General features: G+C 73.1%; 21 protein-coding genes and 1 pseudogene. 6 read left to right on the top strand and 16 right to left on the bottom strand.

Annotation, left to right across the window (positions count from 1 at the left end; all coding sequences use genetic code 11):
• Positions 1–6: 6 nt before the first annotated feature.
• Entirely contained in the window at positions 7–762 is a 756-nt protein-coding gene (locus LO772_RS35030) for a (5-formylfuran-3-yl)methyl phosphate synthase (RefSeq protein ID WP_231776071.1), read from the bottom strand.
• Positions 763–1,077: 315 nt separating this feature from the next.
• On the opposite strand from LO772_RS35030, the gene LO772_RS35025 reads away from it, so the two are divergent.
• A complete protein-coding gene (locus LO772_RS35025) occupies positions 1,078–1,521 on the top strand; it encodes a MarR family transcriptional regulator (protein ID WP_231776070.1) in 444 nt (147 codons plus the stop codon).
• Positions 1,522–1,753: 232 nt separating this feature from the next.
• Positions 1,754–2,206 (top strand): spore-associated protein, encoded by a 453-nt coding sequence (locus LO772_RS35020; RefSeq protein ID WP_231776069.1) that lies wholly within the window; start codon positions 1,754–1,756, stop codon positions 2,204–2,206.
• Positions 2,207–2,491: 285 nt separating this feature from the next.
• Here the strand turns inward: LO772_RS35020 and LO772_RS35015 are convergent, their stop codons facing one another.
• Entirely contained in the window at positions 2,492–2,911 is a 420-nt protein-coding gene (locus tag LO772_RS35015) for a Fur family transcriptional regulator (protein ID WP_231776068.1), read from the bottom strand.
• Positions 2,912–3,335: 424 nt separating this feature from the next.
• On the opposite strand from LO772_RS35015, the gene LO772_RS35010 reads away from it, so the two are divergent.
• Entirely contained in the window at positions 3,336–3,809 is a 474-nt protein-coding gene (locus LO772_RS35010) for a TIGR03618 family F420-dependent PPOX class oxidoreductase (RefSeq protein WP_231776067.1), read from the top strand.
• A 93-nt stretch (positions 3,810–3,902) separates the two neighbouring features.
• On the opposite strand, the gene LO772_RS35005 is transcribed toward LO772_RS35010, so the two are convergent.
• The gene (locus LO772_RS35005) at positions 3,903–4,565 is read right to left on the bottom strand and encodes a TetR/AcrR family transcriptional regulator (protein ID WP_231776066.1); all 663 of its coding nucleotides are present in this window, start codon (positions 4,563–4,565) and stop codon (positions 3,903–3,905) included.
• Between the two features lie 196 nt (positions 4,566–4,761).
• Positions 4,762–4,872 (bottom strand): annotated as a pseudogene (locus LO772_RS35000) (AraC family transcriptional regulator); the annotation flags it as partial.
• A gap of 331 nt (positions 4,873–5,203) precedes the next feature.
• Between LO772_RS35000 and LO772_RS34995 the strand changes: the two are divergent.
• Together LO772_RS34995 and LO772_RS34990 are read left to right on the top strand one after the other, a co-directional pair.
• Positions 5,204–5,449, top strand: a complete 246-nt coding sequence (locus tag LO772_RS34995; RefSeq protein ID WP_231776065.1) for a hypothetical protein — start codon at positions 5,204–5,206, stop codon at positions 5,447–5,449.
• Between the two features lie 84 nt (positions 5,450–5,533).
• The gene (locus LO772_RS34990; protein WP_231776064.1) at positions 5,534–5,680 is read left to right on the top strand and encodes a hypothetical protein; all 147 of its coding nucleotides are present in this window, start codon (positions 5,534–5,536) and stop codon (positions 5,678–5,680) included.
• A gap of 41 nt (positions 5,681–5,721) precedes the next feature.
• Here LO772_RS34990 and LO772_RS34985 read toward each other — a convergent pair whose 3' ends face one another.
• From LO772_RS34985 to LO772_RS34935, 11 genes are all read right to left on the bottom strand, one after another.
• Positions 5,722–6,525, bottom strand: a complete 804-nt coding sequence (locus LO772_RS34985) for a DUF4232 domain-containing protein (RefSeq protein WP_231776063.1) — start codon at positions 6,523–6,525, stop codon at positions 5,722–5,724.
• 298 nt (positions 6,526–6,823) lie between these two features.
• On the bottom strand, positions 6,824–7,198 hold the full coding sequence (locus LO772_RS34980) for a toxin Doc (RefSeq protein ID WP_231776062.1): 375 nt from the start codon (positions 7,196–7,198) through the stop codon (positions 6,824–6,826).
• 4 nt (positions 7,199–7,202) lie between these two features.
• Positions 7,203–7,460, bottom strand: coding sequence for a hypothetical protein (locus LO772_RS34975; protein ID WP_231776061.1), 258 nt, complete (start codon positions 7,458–7,460; stop codon positions 7,203–7,205).
• 203 nt (positions 7,461–7,663) lie between these two features.
• Positions 7,664–8,344: a hypothetical protein gene (locus tag LO772_RS34970; RefSeq protein WP_231776060.1), complete on the bottom strand. Its 681-nt coding sequence runs from the start codon at positions 8,342–8,344 to the stop codon at positions 7,664–7,666.
• A gap of 101 nt (positions 8,345–8,445) precedes the next feature.
• A complete protein-coding gene (locus LO772_RS34965) occupies positions 8,446–9,690 on the bottom strand; it encodes a TerD family protein (RefSeq protein WP_231779821.1) in 1,245 nt (414 codons plus the stop codon).
• A 568-nt stretch (positions 9,691–10,258) separates the two neighbouring features.
• Positions 10,259–11,485 (bottom strand): beta-ketoacyl-[acyl-carrier-protein] synthase family protein, encoded by a 1,227-nt coding sequence (locus LO772_RS34960; RefSeq protein WP_231776059.1) that lies wholly within the window; start codon positions 11,483–11,485, stop codon positions 10,259–10,261.
• The gene (locus LO772_RS34955) at positions 11,482–12,429 is read right to left on the bottom strand and encodes an acyl-ACP desaturase (RefSeq protein WP_231776058.1); all 948 of its coding nucleotides are present in this window, start codon (positions 12,427–12,429) and stop codon (positions 11,482–11,484) included. The genes LO772_RS34960 and LO772_RS34955 overlap by 4 nt, the downstream gene beginning before the upstream one ends.
• Positions 12,430–12,493: 64 nt before the next feature.
• Complete coding sequence (locus LO772_RS34950) at positions 12,494–12,802, bottom strand: acyl carrier protein (RefSeq protein WP_231776057.1); 309 nt, start codon at positions 12,800–12,802, stop codon at positions 12,494–12,496.
• 96 nt (positions 12,803–12,898) lie between these two features.
• Positions 12,899–13,876 carry an acyl-ACP desaturase gene (locus LO772_RS34945; protein WP_231776056.1) on the bottom strand — a complete coding sequence of 326 codons (978 nt, stop codon included), beginning with the start codon at positions 13,874–13,876 and terminating at the stop codon, positions 12,899–12,901.
• Positions 13,877–13,940: 64 nt separating this feature from the next.
• Positions 13,941–14,966 (bottom strand): 3-oxoacyl-ACP synthase III family protein, encoded by a 1,026-nt coding sequence (locus LO772_RS34940; protein WP_231776055.1) that lies wholly within the window; start codon positions 14,964–14,966, stop codon positions 13,941–13,943.
• A gap of 145 nt (positions 14,967–15,111) precedes the next feature.
• On the bottom strand, positions 15,112–16,704 hold the full coding sequence (locus LO772_RS34935; RefSeq protein WP_231776054.1) for an MFS transporter: 1,593 nt from the start codon (positions 16,702–16,704) through the stop codon (positions 15,112–15,114).
• Positions 16,705–17,558: 854 nt separating this feature from the next.
• Between LO772_RS34935 and LO772_RS34930 the strand changes: the two genes are divergently transcribed.
• Complete coding sequence (locus LO772_RS34930) at positions 17,559–18,449, top strand: hypothetical protein (RefSeq protein ID WP_231776053.1); 891 nt, start codon at positions 17,559–17,561, stop codon at positions 18,447–18,449.
• Between the two features lie 57 nt (positions 18,450–18,506).
• Here LO772_RS34930 and LO772_RS34925 read toward each other — a convergent pair whose 3' ends face one another.
• The gene (locus tag LO772_RS34925; RefSeq protein ID WP_231776052.1) at positions 18,507–19,739 is read right to left on the bottom strand and encodes a CoA transferase; all 1,233 of its coding nucleotides are present in this window, start codon (positions 19,737–19,739) and stop codon (positions 18,507–18,509) included.
• Positions 19,740–19,838: the final 99 nt, after the last annotated feature.

Below are 19,838 nucleotides of genomic sequence, written 5' to 3'. Positions count from 1 at the left end.
CGGCGGTCAGCTCGCGGCGGCGGCGGTCGCGGCGTGCTCCCGGGCGTGCCGGTCCATCTCGGCCCGGAACGCGGCCACGAGTTCCGGGCGGATCCGCCCGGCGTTGCGGTCGCCTCCGTCGCAGACCGCGCCACGCACCCCCACGATGTCGGTGCCGATGCGGGTCAGGACCGCGAGGTCGACCGCCTTGACGCTGCCGGCGAGCGCGGCGAGCAGACCCGCGTCGTGCGCCCGCCGGACGAACTCCTCGCACGCGTCGACGGGAACGTGGTCGAGCAGCCGTGTGCCGTCCTTGATCGCGGTGTCGAGCATGGCCGCGTCGGCGCCCGCGCGGGCCGCGATGTCGGGCAGCGCGAGCGGGTTGACGCAGCCGATCCGGTGCGCGTCGGCGTACCCGGAGGCGACGACGAGCGCGTCCGGGCTGTGGTCCTTCACCGCGCGGACGACGCCCCGCATGACGTCGACGGCCTGCGTGGGCGTCGCGCATCCGTAGAGGCCGACCTTGATGTACGCGGCGCCGGAGACCACGGCCCCGAGCGCGGCCTGGGCGACGGTGCCGGGCTTGTACGGCACATCCCCCACGGTGGCGGACACCGGCGTGCCGGCCGGGACGACATCGCGGATCTCCCGGATCACCCACGGGAAGTTGGCACCGAGGGAGCCTTCGTCCGGCTTCTTGACGTCGACGATGTCGAGGTACTCGGCCGCTTTCGCACAATCGATGGCTTCTTCGACGCTGTCCGGGGAGATGAGAAGCAACAACGAGGACTCCTTCCCCGCATGGCGTCCGCCGGGGGCGGGCGTGCGGGTCGCTGGGCCGATTGCCGTGCGCTCATCATTGGTCACCGATCGTGGATCTGGTAGGGCGCACGAAGCACGAACGGATCGCCGCCTCCGCGTACCCGCTCCCTCCGCGTGCGCCTCGCACGCCGGTCGGAATCGGCCATGGGTCTCACCTTCGCGAAACAATAGCCATGGACATAATCGCCATGTACTCTATTCTCGCGGGCCGCTTCCCCGGCCCCGCCGCACCCCCGCTCGTCCCACCGGACGACGCCCCCGAAGGAGACCACCGCCATGGCCACCGCCACCGCCCCCGCCGCGAACACCCGCGTCCTCGGACTGGCCCACTACGCCGCACGTGCGGTCCTCGAACACGTCCTGGCCCGGCACGGCCGCACCTTCGCGCAGCAGATCACCCTGCGCGCCGCCGCCACCGCCGACACCCCCCGCACACCGGAAGGCCTCGCCGCCGACGTCCGGGACTCCCTCAAGGCCGACCCGGCCGACATCCGCGCCACCATCGACGAACTCCTCGCCGAGCGCCTGCTCGTCGCCGACGGCCCCCACCTCGTCCCCACCGACGCGGGCCGCGACCTGCTCGACGCCGTCGCGGCGGAGACCGCGCCCTTCTCCGCCCGCATCTGGGCGGACATCCCCGCCGCGGACCTGGCCGCCGCCGGCCGCGTGCTGGCCCTGGTCACCGAGCGCGCCAACAAGGAGCTGGCGGCGCTCGCCTGACGACGCGTCAGCGCTGCGCCCGGGCCGCCCGCGACCGAACGGGCGCGGGCGGTCGCGGCGGATTAGCCCGCATGACCCGCCGCAAGTGGGTGACGGTCCCCGATCGGAGGCGCGAAGCCCGGTATGAAACAGGGAGGAAGCACGCAAAAGGTCGCTCGCCTGCCGCGTGGTTCCGCGTATTTCCGCATACCGCAGCACCGAGTCGCACCCCGCAAGGGTCACAGGAGGACACATGAGCAGCGCCACCCGCCTTGCCCTGCCCACCGCCGCGCTGACGGCTTTGGCGTTCGGAGCCACGGCCGCCCTGGCCGCGCCCGTCTCCGCGGCGCCCAACACCACGCCGGAGAAGGTCTGCGGCACCGGCTACAAGACCGTCAACTCGACGCCGGTCGGCTCGCTGGGCACCGTCTACCTGACCTACAACGCGTCCACCGGCAAGAACTGCGTGGCGACCATCCGCACGAACCCGGGTGCCGCCGTCGACGTCTCCGCGTGGGTCTACGTCCCCGACACCGACGAATACCACGAGGAGTCCGGCTCCTTCACCTCGTACGCGGGACCGGTCTACGCCACCGGCAAGGGGCACTGCGTCAACTGGGGCGGCCACATCCAGCAGATCCACGTCCAGGTCGACGGCTCCAACTGCGGGCGCCTGCAGGAGCAAAAGGCGACGTTCACCCGCTGACCGCGCCAGGACGGGCGCCCACCGGCCCGAGGCCCACGCCTCACTTCCCCGGCGGGCGCCCGTCGCCTGTCCGCGTCCTGCCCCTCGGGCCAAGGCCACGCCTCACCCACCCGCGGGCGCCCGGTCCGCATCCCCTTCCCGACTCCCGCGCCGAGCAGGACCGAAGACGCCTGGGCGGGCCGCCGCGTCGGCGCGGGGAGTCGGCCCGGGCACCGCCGACCGTGCGGCGAACGCCCGCCTCGCCCCGCACGCCCCCGGCCGCCCGCGAACGCTGGGACGTCGCGCTCACCGGCCGGCGCAGGAGCGACAGATGCCGGCGATGGTGAGGCTGTGGGTGGTCTCGGAGAAGCCCGCGCGCGCGGCGATGCCGTCCACCCAGCGCGGGACGGGGCCCGCCTCGAGGGCGCGGCTGAACCCGCAGGCGCGGCACAGGAGATAGTGGCGGTGGCCGTGCGCGGGACGGTGGCGGTACAGCCGCTCGCCGGTGTTGTCGCGGACGAAGTCGGCGCGGCCCTCGCGGGTCAGTTCGTGCAGCGCGCGGTAGACCGTACTCAAACCGACGTCGATGCCGTCGGCGACGAGCCGGGCGTGCAACCGGCGGGCCGACAGAAACGTTTGGCCGTCCGCGAGGGCGTTCGCCACGGCGCGGCGCCCGGGCGCCGCACGAGCCCGGCGGCCCGTCCCCGTCGCGGACTTCCCGGCCATTCCACGCTCCCTCCGCGTCGCGTCTCCCCACGGTCCAGCGTAATTGACTTTGATTATCATGTCGAACAAGCCGACGCGGGTGCTCCGCGTCGGCTAGGCTCGCAGTATCGACGTCCCCATGCCAGTTTTCCTTGCTCGTGCGAGGTGAAAGCGGGCATATCTGTTGCTTCTGCGGCGTCCCGACCTACGGTTGACGGGCGCCGACACCGGTACAGGAACGCAGGGCATCCCCGTGAGCCCCTGCGCCCTCGCCGGACCGCCGCAAGCACCCCACGCCTCGCCGTCGCGTCCCATCCGACAAGCCCACGCCTCGCCGCCCGACCTCGCCACACAACTGGACAAAGAAAGATGATCTGTTGAGAAACAATCTGCTAGGTTCTCTTCTGCGAGCGTGATCGGCACGCACGTGGAAGGGGACACCGTCATGAGCAAGCACCCGGGCCCGCGCGCACTCGGCCCCGACGACGTCGCGAACCTCCTCGGCCGACAGCGCTTCGGCGTGCTCGCCACCGTCAAGAAGTCGGGCCACCCCCACCAGTCCACGGTCCTGTACCACTGGTCGCCGGAGGAACGGATGATCCGGATCTCCACCACCGACGGACGACTGAAAACCCGTCAGATCCGCCGCGACCCACGCGTGTCGCTGCACGTGAACGGCCCGGACGTCTGGTCGTTCGGCGTGGCCGAGGGAGACGCCGAGGTCACCGCTCCGACGACCGAACCCGGCGACGCCGTCGGACGGGAGACCTTGGACATCTTCCTGGGCTTCGAGGGCCCCGACGATCCCGACGCCCAAGCGGCGATGCTCGCACAATTCGTCGCGGAGCAGCGCGTCGTGATCCGCATCCCCGTGACCCGCCTGTACGGAGCCGCACTCGACCGCCCGGACGAAGACTGACCGGGGCCTGCCGTCAGCCGACGGTGATCCGCGATGGCCATCGGGCGCAAGGCGTCCCGGCCGCCACACCGCCCGAGCCGGCCGTACCCCCGCTCAGCGGACCGTCCCGAGCAGCGTGCGGAGGGCCGCGGAGCGCAGAAGCTCGGCGGTGTCCTCCCAGGGGATGCCGGGGTCGTGGTCGGCGACCGAGTTCATGAGGCCGAAGGCGGCGTGCACGAGAAGGCGGACCTGGGCATCGGACAGGTCGGGCCGCAGGTCGGCGACGACGTCGACGAACTCCTGGATGTACAAACGCCGGACGCGACGCAGGCGACTGCGGGCCGGGTCGGGCAGGTTGTGGGCCTCCTGGGCGTACACCTTGATCAGGCTCCGCTCGGCGAGGGCGAAGTCCACATGGGCGGCGACCAGGCGTGGCAGTGTCGCGGTGTTGTCTCGGCGCGGTTGTGCGCCGAAGGTGTCGCCGAACGCCGGGATGGCCGTGCCGGCCGACACGGGATCCACGATGGCCCGGGCGCGTTCGAGGAGTTGCTCGGCGACCTGGTCGAACAGGCCCACCAGGATGGCGTGTTTGTTGACGAAGTGCCGGTAGATCGCGGGCCCGGTGACTCCCGCCGCCGCGCCGATGTCGCCCATCCCGACCGCATGGAAGCCCCTCTCGGCGAACAGCCCGGCCGCCTGGGTGAGGATGAGCGCGCGACGGCGGCGTCCGTGTGCGGAGCCGGACGTCGCCGGGGGGCGTATGTCGGATGTGGTCATCGCCTCCGATGGTAACGACAGATCGAAGGCAGAACGGTCTGTGCGTGCGACCGTCGGCGGCATGATCACCGGACGCGACGGGACGGACGCGCATCGCCAAGGACGACGCGTCCGCAAGGCTCATGGTGCTGCGGCCGGTTCGGTAGCGGCCCGGAGTCGTTCGGACGATGTCGGCGAACCCGGCGATGAAACCGCTCGGGTCCGCCCACCCGCGGACGTACGCGGTTCGAACGGTGTCGTGGCCGTCGGCGAGGAGCACGAGCGCGTGATGGACGCGCAGTCGCGTGCGCCACTCGTGAAAGGTCATGCCGAGTTCGTCGCGGAACAGCCTTCTGAGCGTGCGGGTGCTCGCTCCGAACGCCTTCCCGAGTTCGGCGAGGGTGGAGTTGTCCGCGTGTGTCTCGTGCAGCAACCGGCCAGGGCACGCGGCCGTTCGTCCCGCGGCTCCGGCAAGTGCGGGGGCTGTTCGTCCGCTTCGCGGAGTTCGTCGACGAGGACACGCAGGAGGCGGGCACGCGCGGAGCGGCTGCGGCCGGGCGCGGCGCCGTCGTGGTCGCGGGTGTCGGTCAGCCGAGCAGGACCTCACGGGCGAGGCTGCCGGCGGCGATACGCGCCGTCGGCCTCATCCCCTCGCGTCGTTGGTGCGGGCCGTCCGGCTCACCGGCGCGTTCGCCCGGGTCCCCCGTCGGGAGTTCGTCCACTGCTCGGGGTGGCCGGACCGGACGCCGTTCACCGCGCTCCGCGCCCGGCGGCAAGCCGATCCCGGGTGGCAGGTGCACGACCTCGTGACCGCTCACCACGCGATGCGCGAGGATCCGCAGGCGGTCGCCGCGCTCCTGCTCGGCGAGAGTGTCGTGCGCCGTACGCCGCGATGTGCGGCCTGACCGAGAGCCACATCGGCGGTCGCGCGTTGATCGCGGACATGCACACGGCTGTCGTCGCGCCACCCCTGACAGGCGCGTCACCCCGTGGGCGCCTCCGTCACCGTGGAGCCGGACGACGACCAACTCCCGGCGAGTGGCGCTCCGTTCAAGCCCATCGCGCACGGGGAAGTCATGGCCCTCGCCCTCGACCCGGCGGACACTCCCACGCCGCCCACGGGCCCGCCGACGTGACGTGTTGTCGGCGGGATGTGTGGGCGGCGTGTGCGGGTGTGTCAGTTGGCGTTGGGGGTGGCGGCCTTCGCTGTGGTGTACCAGCTGGTGACGGCGGCTTCGTCAACGCCGAAGGTGCCGGGGAGGGTGACGTGGGCGGTGTGGGGGTCCGCGGCGGCAACCGTGATGTCGGCCTGCGCGAACTCGACCGCGGAGTCGGCCCGGGTGGTGTTCGGGATCAACACCGCGTAGGCGTGGGTGGAACCGGTGACCTTGACCGAGTCGGGAGCGGGCGACGCCATCAGTTCGGACGGGTACGGCTTGGTCTTCTCCGCCGAGCTGAACAGCACCAACGGCGCACCCCCGTCCAGGTAGCAGGTGATACCCGGCTGCGCCGTCGCCGTCACCAGCAGGTAGCCACCGCTGTCCGACGGAGTCACCAGGAAGTCCAGATCGTTCGTACCGCACGACTGCCCCACCCCGGAATCGGAGTTGCCGGCGCCACCGGACCCCTGGGACGAGCCACCCGAACCGCCGGAGCCGCCCGAGGTACCCGAGCCACCCGAGCTGCCCGAGCCGCCTGTCGTGGTGCCTGTGGAGCTCGTGGTGCCGCCGGTGTTCGCGGCCGATGCCGCCGGGGAGCCCTCGACGGGCGCGCCGGAACCGCCGTTGCCCGCGGCCGGGGACTGCGCCGAACTCGCCCCCGCGGCAGCGGTGTCGTCGTCATCGGAGTTGCAGGCCGTAAGACCCGCCGCGAGAGCAACCGTCGCGGTAACGGCCAGGGCGACGCGGGCGGAACGGTTCGTACGGTGCGAACGCATGGGAATCTCCATCGACTTGCCGGTGACGTTGTGTCGTTCTGACATCGCCAACAGTAGGACCGAGGTGTTCCCCAAACGATCTCCCGACGGTTCGGATTCTGTATCGCCGATCTGGATCTGTGTAACAGCCGTGGAGCGCCCGATAGTTGCCCTATTTCCGGTTTGGCGGCGCGTTCGCCCCCGCTATCGCGGCCTCGGACGCGACCATTTCCGGTCCGCGGAGTGTCACAACGGGCCACGAACGCAACAGCGCACGCCAGTTGGACAGAGGGCCACGAGGTCTTCGACCCCGGAGACAGGCGTGAGCGAAAACGTACGCACGAACCCGATGGACCGCGGGCGGTCAGAGGCGCCAGGCGCGCAGGCGGTGGGCCGTGTCGAAGACATCCGCGGCGTCGTCGGCGATCGCCCGTGCCAGGTCGACGAGTTCGCCGTAGGGCGGGTCGACCGCCTGTCCGGAGGCGTCCATGTAGGCGATCGCCACACCGCAGGCGAACAGCACGTTCCGGGCCGGCAGGGGCCGGAGCCGCACCAGGGTGTGCAGCAGCGCCGCGGCCCTCCAGGCGGCGTCGGCCTCCTCGCCGAGCCTGGGAGTGTTGACGCGGTGGCGCGCGACGGCCGCGACGAGGGCTGAGTAGTCGCGTACGGACAGCTCGCCACCGGGCAGGACTTCGGTCTGGCGCTCCAGCAACCAGCGGATGTCGATGTGCAGTTCCACGGGTTCAGGCGGCCCCGCGGCTGGTCCGGCCGTCGCCCGACCGGCCGGGCGCGTCGTCGGGGAAGGCCTCGTCGAACGCCGTCGCGTTGTCGGCCACGAACGCCCGGAACGCCTCCGCCGCGCGAGCCTGGGCACGGCGGTCGGCGAGGTTGCCGTCGACGACCTCGCGAACGTACGCCTTGAGGGTCTTGCCGCTGTCCTGGGCCGCCGCCCGAAGAGCCGCGAGTTCGTCGTCGGAGAACTCCACATTCAACGCAGGCATGAGGACATGCTAGCGACCCGGTACCGCGATGAACAGATCCGCAGGTCACAGCGCTGCACGCAGGTACCGCGCGGCGGGTCCCGCGCTTCGGCGGCACGAGCGGTGCCAACCCGGCACGGGGCCGACGGCGACACGAAAACGCCGCGTCGGCACCGCCCCGCCGCACCCGCGCCCGCGCAGGCGCAGGCGCGCGGCCCGGCGCGCTAGCCCTGGCCGAGAACCAGGCGCTGGGCCGGGCGTACCGGGCGACCGAAGTGGTTGCAGCGCTGCTCGAAGTTCGGAGGGAGCCACGCGCCGCCGAGGAGGCGCGGGTGCGAGGGGAACGCGGCCAGGGCGGCCAGGGCGAAGACCAGGGACGCCCACGGGGTGGCGAGGCGCACGGTCATGTAGCCCTTGCCGTACATGTCGTGGTACCGGGCCTCGAAGACGCCCGGTTCGGGGAGGTCGATCTGGTCGAGGCCCGTGAAGCCGAGACTCAGGGGGTTGCGGGGGTGCACGAGGTACGCGGACAGCTGGGTGATCGTCAGCTCGCCGCCGCCGTCGTGCACCCAGCGCGGGACCGTGTCCTTCTCCGCGCGCTTGCGCCGCGCCGCGTTGCCGAGAGCGTTGAGGGCGAGCGCGCCGACGACGAAGCCCGGCCTGCCGACGGCGGCCACGCCCGTGCTGCGGTAACGGCCGTTGCCGACGGCCCGTAGCCGGTACTGGTCGCCCGCGCCGGTGGCGAGCACGCGCTCACCCGCGGCGATCCGTGCCGTACTCGCGACGAGCGGTCGGCGCTCCGCTTGCCCGGTGACGACATCCGCGACGATGTCGCAGGTGTGCCAATGGAATTCGTCGCTCTGCGTCCACCCGTCGGCCGGCTGGGAGCCCGTCCGGTTCCGCATGTCATTCCCCTCGCCCGGCAAGCGCCGCGCTGCGCTGCGGGCCAAGTCTAGGACGTATCGGGCCGCTTCGTCGGAGCCGTCGTCGCCGCGGAGTGGCGGGGTCAGGGCCGGAAGAGAGCGTCGCGGGCCGGGTTGACGAGTTTGCGTACGGTGCGGCCGTTCGCGAACTCGCCCAGGGCGGTCATCGTCCACGCCGGGCCCTGGCGGACGATTTTGCACATGAGGACGCCGGTGCGCGGTTCGCTCTCGGAGAGTTCGTAGCGGACGAGTTCGGTGTCGGTGGTGTCGTCGACCAGTCGGCAGAACGCGCGCGCGATCTTGGTGAACTTCTGGCCGAGGAACGAGTTGACGGTGAAGACGAGCCCGTGGACCTCGGCGGGCAGGCGGTCGAGATGCACCGTGATGACCTCGTCGTCCCCCTCCCCCTCACCGGTGAGGTTGTCACCGGAGTGGGCGATCGCCCGGCCGAACGCCTGGAGGTTCATGAACCAGACGGTGTCGATCTTCGCGCCGCGCGCGTCGAACGCGATGCACGAGGCGTCGAGGTCGATGTTGGCGCCGCGGGTGGCCGGGTCCCAGCCGAGGCCCATGCGGACGCGCGTGAGCGGCGCCCCGGTCTTGACGAGGGATACGGACTGGTTCTTGCGCAGCGTGACGTGGCCCTTGTCGAGGCTGATCGCCGCGCGTTGTGGTGCCGGGCCGGGCGGGGGCGGGATCGACGGCACGGGTACGTGCGGCGCGGGCGCCGGATGCGGGGGCGGGGGCGGGGGCGGCGGCAGGGATGGTGCGGGCGCCGCGGGCCGGGTGGGAACGGGGGTGGGAGGTACGGCGGTCGGCGGCGGCGGGTCGTCCACCCGGACGCCGAAGTCGGTGGCGATCCCGGCGAGTCCGTTCGCGTAGCCCTGGCCGACCGCCCGGACCTTCCAGCCCGGGCCGCGGCGGTAGATCTCGAAGAGCAGGAGCGCGGTCTCGACGCCCAGCCCCGCCGGGGCGAAGCCGACGACTTCGCGGCCGGTCGCCGCGTCGCGCACAGCGGCCGTCAGGGAGCGGACGGCGCCGAACCGCTCCGCGCCCGAGCCGTCGAGGCTGAGCACCACCACGACGCGGTCGACGGACGCGGGGACGGCGGACGTGTCGACGCGCACCGTGGCCGGACCGCCCGTCGGGCCCGGTTCGTGGCGGACGCCCGGCCCTTGGGGCTGGTTGTAGAAGACGAAGTCGGCGTCGGAGCGGACCTTGCCCGTGGCGCCGAGGAGCAGCGCGGACACATCCATGGCCGCCTCGGACGCGATCTCCACGACCACCGAGGCGGCATCCAAGGGATGGTTGCCGCCCTTCGCGAGCATCACCGACACAGGCCCCTCCCCATGCTCGTGGAACGGCCCTGCCCCGCCCCGGCACCGCCTCCGACCCTACCCGCGACGCCGGTTCGCCAGCGACACCACGGGTCCACACGCACCGGAAGCAACGGCACTGGGCTCGACGCCCACGCCCGCAGCCACAGCCACAGCCACAGCCACAGCCACAGCCACAGCCACAGCCACGAACGCCCTTGCCACTGCCAACCGTTCCCGTCAGCCGGTCCGGAGTCCCGGTCGGGCCGTGAACGGGCGGTGGTTCAGGCCGTCGTCAAGACCACCCACCGATCCGCGCAATCGGTCTGCGCCCCGGTCGGCGCCGACCGGGGATGGTTCAAGCCGTCGTGAGGACCGCCCGCCGATCCCCTCAACCACCCGCTCCCCGATCAGGCCGCCGACGGGCCGCAGTTCATGCTGTCGTGAAGACTGCCACCGATCCTCGACCGGCCCACGCCCCGATCAGGTCGCCATCCGGCCGCAATTCAGGCCGTCGTGAAGACTCCCACCGTCCCGTCAACCCGCCCACTCCCCGATCGGGCCGCCGACACACGGTGGTTCACGGTGTCGTGAAGATGGTGATGGCGTTGTGCCCGCCGAAGCCGAAGGAGCAGTTGACGGCGGCGGTGGCGGGGCTCGGGCGTGGGGTCGTGGTGACGATGTCGAGTTTGTGGTCGCCGTCCTGGTGGGTGTGGTTGGCGGTCGGCGGGATTGCCTGGTGCTGGAGGGCGAGGACCGTGTAGGCGGCCTCGACGGCGCCCGCGGCACCCATGGTGTGCCCGATGATGCTCTTCGGGGCGGTGACCGGCGGGGGTTCCGGGCCGAAGACACGGGTGAGGGCGGTGGCCTCGGCCGCGTCGCCGTGGCGGGTGCCGGTGCCGTGGGCGTTGATGTGGCCGATGTCGGAGGGGTGGAGGCCGGCGTCGGCGAGGGCGACGCTGAGGGCGTGTGCGGCGTTGGTGCCGTCCGGGCGGGGGGCGACGGGGTCGTGCGCGTCCGAGGTGAGCCCGACACCGCGGAGCACGGCGCGGACCGGCGCGCGACGGGCGCGGGCGCTGCTGTGGCGTTCGAGGACGAACACCGCCGCGCCCTCGCCGAGGACGAGTCCGTCGCGGCTCTCGTCGAAGGGCCGGCAGGCGAGTTCGGGGCGGTCGCGGCGCCGGGAGAGGGCGCGGAGTTGGTGGAAGCAGGTCGCGGTCATGCGGGAGCGTCCCGATTCGCTTCCCCCCGCGAGCACGATGTCGCAGGTGCCCGAGCGCAGCAGGTCGCGGGCGACGGCGAGGGCGGTGGCACCGGACGCGCACGACGCGGTGGTGCTGAAAGCGGGGCCGAACGCGCGTACGTCGATGGCGACTTCGGTGGCGGCCATGTTGGGCAGACTGCGGGGCAGGGCGTGGGGCGGGACGTGGTGGGGGCGGCCGTCGTTGAGGCTGGCGAAACCCTCGGGGTAGGTGTGCAGGCTGTTGGATCCGACGCCCAGGATGACGCCGACGCGGTTGCCGTCCCACGAGGCCGCGTCGATGTGTGCGTCGGCGAGGGCGCGGCGGGCCGCGATGAGGGCGTACCGGGTGAACGGGTCCAGGCGGCGGACGCGGGCGCGTCCGAGTTCCGCGGTGGTGTCGAGCGGCGGCATCTGGCACGAGAAGTCGACGGGCAGTCCCGCGAGTTCGGGATCGGCGGCGGCGAGGGACGTGCCGTCGCACAGGGTGGTCCAATTGTCGTGCGGGGTGAGCCCGGCGGGGGTGAGCAGCCCCAGGCCGGTCACGGCGATGTCGTCGCGTGTCATGGCCGACCTCCGGAAGCCGTGGCGTGTGCGGGTGCCGCCGGGGGCGGAGCCACGAGCGCGGCCCGGCGTCGGAGGCGGTCCAGCATGGCGGCGAGGGCGTCGCGGGCCTGTTCTCCGGCGGGCCCGAGGCCGGGGCGGTCGAGCAGGCCGAGTGCGGTCACCAGCGGCATGAGGACGTGGTGGTAGAGGTGGTGTGTGTTGTAGATCCCGGCGACGGCGGCGCGCAGGGCCTTGTCGTGGAAACCGGCGAGGACGTGGCCGGGCATTTTGAAGGTGGCGACGGTCTCCCGGAACGCGACGAGGTACGCGTCGGGGGCGATGTCCAGGGCGTGTCGGCCCAGCTCGCGGTAGAAGAGCATGTGCAGGTTCTCGTCGGCGGCGATGCGGGCCATCAGGCGCTCGCCGACCGGATCGCCGCACGCGCGGCCGGTGTTGCGGTGGATGACGCGCGTGGTCAGCTCCTGCACGGTGAGGTAGACCAGTGCGTGCAGGAACGGTGCCGGTGCTTCGCGCCAGCCGCGCGAGAGCAGTGCCATGCGGTCGTGTTCGAGTGCGACGGGGTCGACCGCGCGGGTGCAGCTGAGGTAGGCGCGCAGCGCGTGGCTGTGGCGTTCCTCCTCGGCGGTCCAGCGGTGCAGCCAGGCGTTCCACGCCTCGTGCCGGCCGACGCGGGCGGCGAGCGCGTGGTGGTAGCTGGGCAGGTTGTCCTCGGTGAGCAGGTTGAGGACGAGCGCGCCGCGGACGGCGGTGGGCAGGGGGGTTTGGTCGGGGCTCCAGGGCTCCCCGCCGAGCGGTCCGTCGAAGTCGCGGCCCCGGCTCCAGGGGATGTACTGGTGGGGCAGCCATGTCGGGGCGGCGGCAAGGTGCCGGTCCAGGCCCGCGGCGACGTGGGGTTCGAGTTCGGCCGTGAGGTCGACGTCGTCGAGCGGGGCGGGGCCGCTCATGCGGGCACCTCGTGGGGTCGCGCGCCGCGTTCGCGGGGCACGTTCGGCTCCTTCGTTCGCCCGCTCATGCCGGTGTCGCGGTCGGGTCGGTCCGGGGGGTCCGGGGAGACCGCGCGGTGTCGTCGGGGGCGGATCCGCGGACGGCGTCGAGGTGTTCGACGACCTCGGAGAGGGTGAGGGTGGGGTCGAGGTCGACGTCCAGGTCGGACATGTCGAGGTGGAGTTCGCGTTCGGCGATGACGAGCAGTTCCGCCAGGGCGAGTGAGTTCATGCCCAGGTCCGCGAAGGTGGCGTCCGGCGTCAACGTGGCGCGGTCGACGTCGAATTCGTCGACGAGTAAGTCGGAGAGGATGTCGTGGCTGGAGCGTGCCATGGGTGGGTGCTTCCTTTCGCGGTGTGGTGGCGTGGTGCGGCTTGCGGGGGGGGTGTTCCGGTGGGCCGCCGGCGTTCCGTTGGTCGGATCCGGGTGTCAGGGCGCGGTGTTCGTCGTGGGCGCGGCGAGTGCGGCGAGCGGTGTCGGGTCGGGCGTTCGGGGTGTGTGGCCCGCGCGGCGGTTGAAGCGTTCGGCGAGTTCGGCGGCCGTCGCCAGCAATTCGCCGAGCCGGTCTTGGGATTGCCGCCCGGCGGCGGTGAGGCCGCCGCGTTCGAGCAGGCCGAGGGACCGGGTCAGCGGGAGCAGCACCTCGTCGTGGTGGGTGGCGACGGTGTAGATGCCGGACCGGGTCATGGACCGGGCGAGCCGGGGGTATTCGGCGGCGGCGTGGGCCGGGGAGCGGAAGGTGGCGACCACTTTCCCGACGGCCCGCATGGCCTCGTCCGGCCACAGGTCCAGCGCCGCGTCCAGCAGGGTGCGGTAGAAGAGCATGTGCCGGTTCTCGTCGGCGACGATGCGCTGCATGAGCGCCTCGCACACCGGGTCGCCGCACTGACGCCGGATGTTCTGGTACGTCAGGCGGGTGCCCATCTCCTGGACCGTGACGTAGGTGAGGGACGCGAGGAGGTCGCCGGGATAGTCCAGGTCGTACCCGGTCTGGAGGTGGCGGACGCGGGACTGCTCCAGGGCCACGGGGTCGATCGCGCGGGTGACGACCAGGTAGTCGCGCAGGGCGGTGCCGTGGCGTGCCTCCTCCAGCGTCCAGCGGTTGACCCACGCGCCCCAGACGCCGTCCATCGAGAGCATCTGGGCGATGACCCGGTGGTAGCCGGGGAGGTTCTCCTCGCTGAGCAGGTTGTGCAGCATGGCGTCGCGGACGGCGACGCTCATCCGCCGCTGTCCGGGCTCCCAGGCCTCTCCGCCCAGGATGCCGTCGTAGTCGCGGGCCTGGCTCCACGGGATGTATTGGTGCGGGTACCAGTCGGTGGCCTGCCGGAGGTGTTCGTCGAACGCCCGTTCGGCGATGGGTCGCAATGCCTCCAGCATGGGGGGTGCCGTGTGCTTGGTGGACATCGCATCGCCCTTTGCGGATCGAGGAGCGGTTCGGGATCGGTCGGTGGGGCCCGATGGCCCGTGGTCACATCCGGATGAGCGCCATGCCGACGCTGTATCCGCTCGCCATCCCGATCAGGGCGACGAGGTCGCCGGGCGCGACCCTCCCGGACTCCCGGGCCAGGACGAGTTGCAGCGGCAGCGAGGCCGAGGCGGCGTTGCCGTGGTCGGCGACGGTGAGGAGGTACCGGTCGTCGGGGAACGGCAAATTGCCGACGCTCTTGTGGAATTGCGCGACGGAGATCTGGTGGATCCCGACGAAGGCGGCGTGCTCGGCGAGGCGGATCTCCTCGTGGAAGTCGGCGACGGCGTCGCGGTTGTGCCGCTCTCCCATGGCCATCATGTCGCCGTTGACGCGCACATACGTGGGCTCGTCGGTGGCGGGCCGGGGGTGCATCGAGCCGCCGGCCTCGACCGTGCATTCCCGCCACGACGCGGACGCGGCGAAGAACCGGGTCGCGAGGACACCGGGCGCGTCGTCGTCGGCGGGGCCGGCGGTCATCAGCAGGGCCGCGCCGGCGTCGCTGAGGGTGAATCCGGCGATGGACTCGCGCCAGGCGCGCCCGGTCGGCAGGTGCCAGCGGGTGACGGTGGTCGCGGCCTCGCCGCAGGCGATGAGCACGGTGCGGTAGAGGCCGCTCTCGATCATCGCGCGGGCGGTCTCGACGGCGTTCAGCACGCTGTTGCAGGCGTTCTTGACGTCGAACACCGGGCAGGTGGCGCCGAGTTTGGCCGCGACGATGTGCGCGGTCGCCGGTTCGACGAGGTCCTGCCCGCCGGCCGCGAACAGCAGCAGGTCGACGTCGTCCACCGTCGCGCCGGCGGCGGCGAGTGCCTTGCGTACGGCGTGCACGGCCAGGTCCGAGCACTGCTCGCCGTCGTCGCGGACGTGCACCCCGCGCACGCCGGTGAGCTTCTCCAGCATGCCCGGCGGCGGCACGACCGGACTGCCCGCGGCGATGATCCGCTCGCGGGTCTGGGCCATGGTCCGGTAGCCGGAGGGCAAGTGGACGGCCACTGCCGCCAGTTGTGCCCGTTGTCGGGGAGTCACCCGGGTCACGCTAACGACGACGAGGGGCACGGGGCCAAGCGTTGTCACTCGTATGGATGACCGGTGCGCGGGCGGGGGTGGGACGGGGAAGGCCTGTGGTCCGATGGCCGAAAACACCTGCCGCGCGTCCGACTTCGGCGCCGGGTCAGTCGGTCGGGGGTTGCGGGGCCGCGGCGGCGGCCGGGCGGGCCGGGAGCGCCAGCACGGCGACGACGGCCAGGATCGCGGTGACCGCTCCGGCGACCAGGGCCGCGGTGGTCATCCCGTCGACGAAGGCCCGCCGCGCCCCGGCGAGGTAGAGGGCGCGGACGGGCCCGGGGGCGGCGGTGACCGCGTCGCGCGCGGCCAGGGGATCGTGTCCGCCGCCGGTCGCGGCGAGTGCCGCGGCGGGGGTGCGGGCGAGCAGCGACGGCAGGCGGTCCGCGTACACCGCCGACAGGATCGATCCCTGCACCGCGACGCCGACCGCGGCACCGACCTGGCGGGTGGCGTCGTTGATCGCCGACCCGAGGCCCGCCCGCTCGGAGGGCACCGCGGCCATGACCGATTCCGTGCACGCCGCCACCGCGAGCCCGGCTCCGAACCCGGCGGCGACCTCGAACACGAACACGCGTGGGTATCCGCCGGTCGCCGTGGCCCCGGCCAGGACGGCGAACCCGGCCGTCACCACCGCCAGGCCCGTCACCGTGGGCACGCGCACGCCGTACCGGGTCGTCAGCGGCACCGCCGCCCCCGCGCCCACGGCCAGCGCGACCGGCACCGGCAGCGTGCGCACGCCGGCCTGCCACGGCGAACACCCCAGCACGTTCTGGAGGTAGAGCGTGCCGATGAAGAACGTGCCCAGCAGCGCGAAGCACAGCAGCGCGAGGACGGCCGCCGCGACGCCGATCGCCGGGCGGCGCAGCAGCGGCAGGGGCAGCATCGGCGCACGGGCGCGGACCTGGTGCGCGGCGAACACCGCCAGGAGCAGGCCCGCACCGACGAATCCGGCCACCACCGCACGGCTGCCCCACCCCCGGGTGGGCCCTTCGATGACCGCCCATACGAGGCCGAGGAAGCCGAGCCCCGAGAGCAGCGCGCCGACCGCGTCGAAGCGTTCGCCGCGCAGGGCGTACGACTCGGGCACGTACCGCAGGGCGAGGGCGATCCCGGCGGCGGCGAGGGGCACGTTGACCCAGAACGCGGCGCGCCAGGAGAGGAATTCGACCAGGCAGCCGCCGAGCAGCGGCCCGGTGGCGGCACCCGCGGCGCCCACCGCGGCCCACAGCGCGATCGCGCGGCGCCGCAGGTCGGGTTCGGGGAACAGGTTGGTGATGACCGACAGCGTCGCCGGCATCAGGAGTGCCGCGCCGGCGCCCATCGCGAACCGTGCGGCGATCACGACGGCCACCGTGGACGCCGTCGCGCCGACCACGGACGCGGCACCGCACGCGGCGACGCCGGAGACGAACGCGCGTCGGCGTCCGATGCGGTCGGTCACGGACCCGGTGGTCAGGACGAGCCCGCCGAGCATCAGGGAGTAGCCGTTGACGACCCACTGCACCTGGGCGGTACTGGCCGACAGGTCTTCCTGCAAGGGTGGCGCGGCGACGTTGAGCACCGTCATGTCGAGGCCGAGCAGGTACAGGCCCACGCACACCACACCGCTGGCGACCCAGCGGCCTCGGGGTGGCCCGGGCGGGCGGGTGACCGTGTCCTCGGGACCCAGGCGGGGCGGGGAACCGGATGCGACGGACACGGTGCCTCCAGGGTTGGTCGACGACGTCGCTTCGCGGGAGTGTGCGACCTCCCGACGACGGTCCAACGAGTGCGGGCGCCGGGAGTGACCGTCGGCGGGGGTGAACGGCATCGGGGGCTGTCGGCGCGCGACCGTGTCGCGGCGGGGGCCGGGGCGGGGGCGCGGCGGGGGCGCGGCGGGGGCCGGGGCGGGTGGAGTGGGTGTGTCCGCGGACGCCTTCCGGCGACACCTCCGGGGAAGCAACCGCCACCGAAACCGCGGGGCCGGTACCCCGTGGTTTCCGCGGGCCCGAACCGCTCTCTCTGCCCGCGAGGGGCGCTGGGGCCCTTCCGGCGGCGCGACCACCGCCGCCTCACGGGGCCGGTTCTCGCGCGGGGCCGGTTCCCCTGGGTTTCCGCGGGCCCGAGACCGCCCTCTCTGCCCGCCAGGGGGGCGCACGGGCCCTTCCGGCGGCGCGACCACCGCCGCCTCACGGGGCCGGTTCTCCGGGCCCGCGACATCGCCCTGAGTGCCGTGAGGCGCGGAGGGGTGTGCCGCGAGCACCGTCCGGCGCCGCCGTCGCGGGTGGGTTCCGCGGGGCCTCTCGGCCGCGACATCGCCCTGCGCCCCCGGGCAACGTCCGACGCCACGGCAGCGGTTGCCGCGGCGCCGCCTCCTCGCGGGTGGGTTCTCCGGGCATCCTCCGGCCCGCGGCACCGTCCCGCGGGTCGCGAGGCGTCCCCCGGCCCCGTGTGGGCTTCGCGCCGCCGCATAGGATTTTCCGGGCCTGTACCGGATGGCGGGGCCGCCGTGGACGCGCGAGTGCCTGCTCGCTCGCTCGGTCGGTGGCGGTCGTCGAGGGACCGAGGAGCATCGTGACAGAGGACATCGAGGCCATCGCGGCGATGGTCGAGGGCTGGCGGCCCGAACCGCTCGTGACGGGTGACGCGCTCGCGGCGGCGCCCAGTGCCGCGCTGGCGGCCGTGCTGGGGGTGCCCGAGACGGCGCCGGCCGAGGGGGACGCGCTGCCGCCGCTGTGGCACGGGCTGTACTTCCTGACCTGGCCGGCGCGCGCCGCGTTGGGACCGGACGGGCATCCGCTGCACGGCCGCTTCCTGCCGCCGCTGCCGGAGCGCCGGCGCATGTTCGCGGGCGGCCGGTTCACCGCGCACCGGCCGGTGGTGCTGGGGACACCCGCGGAGTGCACGACCGTGCATGTGCGGACCGAGCCCAAGAGCGGGCGCGGGGGCGCGATGCTCTTCGTGACGATCCGCAACGAACTGCGCCAGAACGGCGAGCTGTGTGCGGTGGAGGAGCAGGACCTCGTGTACCGGTCCGGGCTCCCCCACCCGGGTGCGGCCCCGGGCCGCGCGGCTGCCGCGGGCGCGTCGGCCGAGACGGCGGCGGAGACCGCCGAGCAGCCGGGCGGCGCGCTGCGGCTCACGACCGACCCGCAACTGCTGTTCCGCGTCAGCGCGTTGACGGCGAACACGCACCGGATCCATTACGACGAGCCGTACGCCCGCGAGGTGGAGGGCTATCCCGGGCTGGTGGTGCACGGGCCGTTGATGACGTGGCTGATGCTGGAGCCGCTGCGCCGGGAGAAGTCGGTGCTCGGGTCGTTCGCGTACCGGATCAGCCGCCCGGCGTTCGTCGGCGCGGAGTTGGCCGTCGTACGCGAGCACGCCGCGGACGGCGCGGTCGAGTTGCGGGTGGAGTCGGGCGACGGAACGGTGCACGCCACGGGGCGCGCCGAGTTGGCGTGACAGGCGCGGGGCCGCGACCGCACGACGGCGGACGCGGCCCCGGGAACGGACGGTGTGTCAGGTGCGGGCCGAGGCGACGACCCCGGTGTCGTGCAGGGCCGCGATCTCGGTGCCGTCGAGGCCGAGCCCCGTGAGGATTTCCTCGGTGTCCGCGCCGAGCAGCGGGGCCGGGGCGGCGGTGCCGTACGCGCCGGCCCAGCGCAGCGGCGGGCGTGCCGAGATGATCGGCCCGGCGCCGGGCTGGTCGACGTCGGCGAGCACCGGCAGCGAGTCGTTCGCGCGGTGGTCGGCGACGACTTCCGGCATCGTGCGGTAGGGGCTCCACAGCACCTTGGCGGCGTCGAGTTCCTTGACCACCTGGGAGAGCGGGCGTGCGGCGAACCAGGGCCGGATGACGGCGGCGATGGTCTCGCGCAGTTCGTAGCGGTCGGATTCGCGGTCCAGGTCGGCGCCGATGGCGTCCTGGAGCGCGCGGAACACGGCGGTGGTTCCGGTGACGTTCTGCAGCGCGTGCCACTGGGCCTCGGTGAGGGCGACGACCATGACGCGTCGGCCGTCGCCGCACGCGAAGTCGGAGCCGTAGCTGCCGTAGAGGTGGTTGCCGAGGCGCTGCCGTTCGGTGCCGCGCTCCTCGGCCTCGGCGAGCCAGCCCATCCCGGCGACCGCGGCGGCGGCGACGTCGGCGAGGGCCAGTTCCATGTGGGCGCCCTCGCCGCTGGTGGTACGGCGGTGCAGGGCGGCGAGCAGGCCGGTGGTGGCGTGCATGCCGGTGAGCAGGTCCCACGCGGGCAGGACGTGGTTGACGGGCGCCGCGCTGTCCTCCGGGCCGGTGATGGTGGGGATGCCCATCTCGGCGTTGACGGTGTAGTCGACCGCGGGGCGGCCGTCGGCGTGGCCCTGGATGTGCAGGTGGATCATGTCGGGGCGCCGCGCGCGCAGTTCGTCGTACGTGAGGCGGCTGCGGCCGACCGCGTTGTCGACGAACAGGCCGCGTTCCGGCCCGGGCCGGGTGGCGAGTTCGAGGGCGATCTCGCGGCCCCGGGGGTCGCGGAGGTTGAGGGCGATCGAGCGCTTGCCCTTGTTGAGGGCGGCCCAGTAGAGGCTGGCGCCGGTCGAGGCGAGGGGCCAGCGGTTGTGGTCGGCCGCGCCGCCGATGGGGTCGATGCGTATGACGTCGGCGCCGAGTTGCCCGAGTGCCATGCAGCCGGACGGACCGGCGACGAAGGTCGCGCACTCGACGATCTCCAGGCCCCGCAGCGGCTGCGTGGCGGCCGAGCCGGCGGCGCTCATGCCGCCTCGCCCGAGGATCGGCCGACCGTGTGTCGTACGGGGGGCGCGCAGGTCGGCGCCGACGGGCGGTGGGTCATGGACGGATCTCCCTCATGTGCG

The organism is Yinghuangia sp. ASG 101 (assembly GCF_021165735.1).
In the GTDB taxonomy this organism is placed as follows: domain Bacteria; phylum Actinomycetota; class Actinomycetes; order Streptomycetales; family Streptomycetaceae; genus Yinghuangia.
The sequence above is the reverse complement of the archived record's forward strand: the minus strand, read 5'-3'. Positions and strand labels throughout refer to the sequence as shown.

Coding starts and splice junctions, on each gene's coding strand:
- LO772_RS35025 (WP_231776070.1), top strand. CDS start 1,078: ATGGCCACCGCCACCGCCCCCGCCGCGAACACCCGCGTCCTCGGACTG.
- LO772_RS35020 (WP_231776069.1), top strand. CDS start 1,754: ATGAGCAGCGCCACCCGCCTTGCCCTGCCCACCGCCGCGCTGACGGCT.
- LO772_RS35015 (WP_231776068.1), bottom strand. CDS start 2,911: ATGGCCGGGAAGTCCGCGACGGGGACGGGCCGCCGGGCTCGTGCGGCG.
- LO772_RS35010 (WP_231776067.1), top strand. CDS start 3,336: ATGAGCAAGCACCCGGGCCCGCGCGCACTCGGCCCCGACGACGTCGCG.
- LO772_RS35005 (WP_231776066.1), bottom strand. CDS start 4,565: ATGACCACATCCGACATACGCCCCCCGGCGACGTCCGGCTCCGCACAC.
- LO772_RS34985 (WP_231776063.1), bottom strand. CDS start 6,525: ATGTCAGAACGACACAACGTCACCGGCAAGTCGATGGAGATTCCCATG.
- LO772_RS34975 (WP_231776061.1), bottom strand. CDS start 7,460: ATGCCTGCGTTGAATGTGGAGTTCTCCGACGACGAACTCGCGGCTCTT.
- LO772_RS34970 (WP_231776060.1), bottom strand. CDS start 8,344: ATGCGGAACCGGACGGGCTCCCAGCCGGCCGACGGGTGGACGCAGAGC.
- LO772_RS34965 (WP_231779821.1), bottom strand. CDS start 9,690: ATGCTCGCGAAGGGCGGCAACCATCCCTTGGATGCCGCCTCGGTGGTC.
- LO772_RS34960 (WP_231776059.1), bottom strand. CDS start 11,485: ATGACACGCGACGACATCGCCGTGACCGGCCTGGGGCTGCTCACCCCC.
- LO772_RS34955 (WP_231776058.1), bottom strand. CDS start 12,429: ATGAGCGGCCCCGCCCCGCTCGACGACGTCGACCTCACGGCCGAACTC.
- LO772_RS34950 (WP_231776057.1), bottom strand. CDS start 12,802: ATGGCACGCTCCAGCCACGACATCCTCTCCGACTTACTCGTCGACGAA.
- LO772_RS34945 (WP_231776056.1), bottom strand. CDS start 13,876: ATGTCCACCAAGCACACGGCACCCCCCATGCTGGAGGCATTGCGACCC.
- LO772_RS34925 (WP_231776052.1), bottom strand. CDS start 19,739: ATGAGCGCCGCCGGCTCGGCCGCCACGCAGCCGCTGCGGGGCCTGGAG.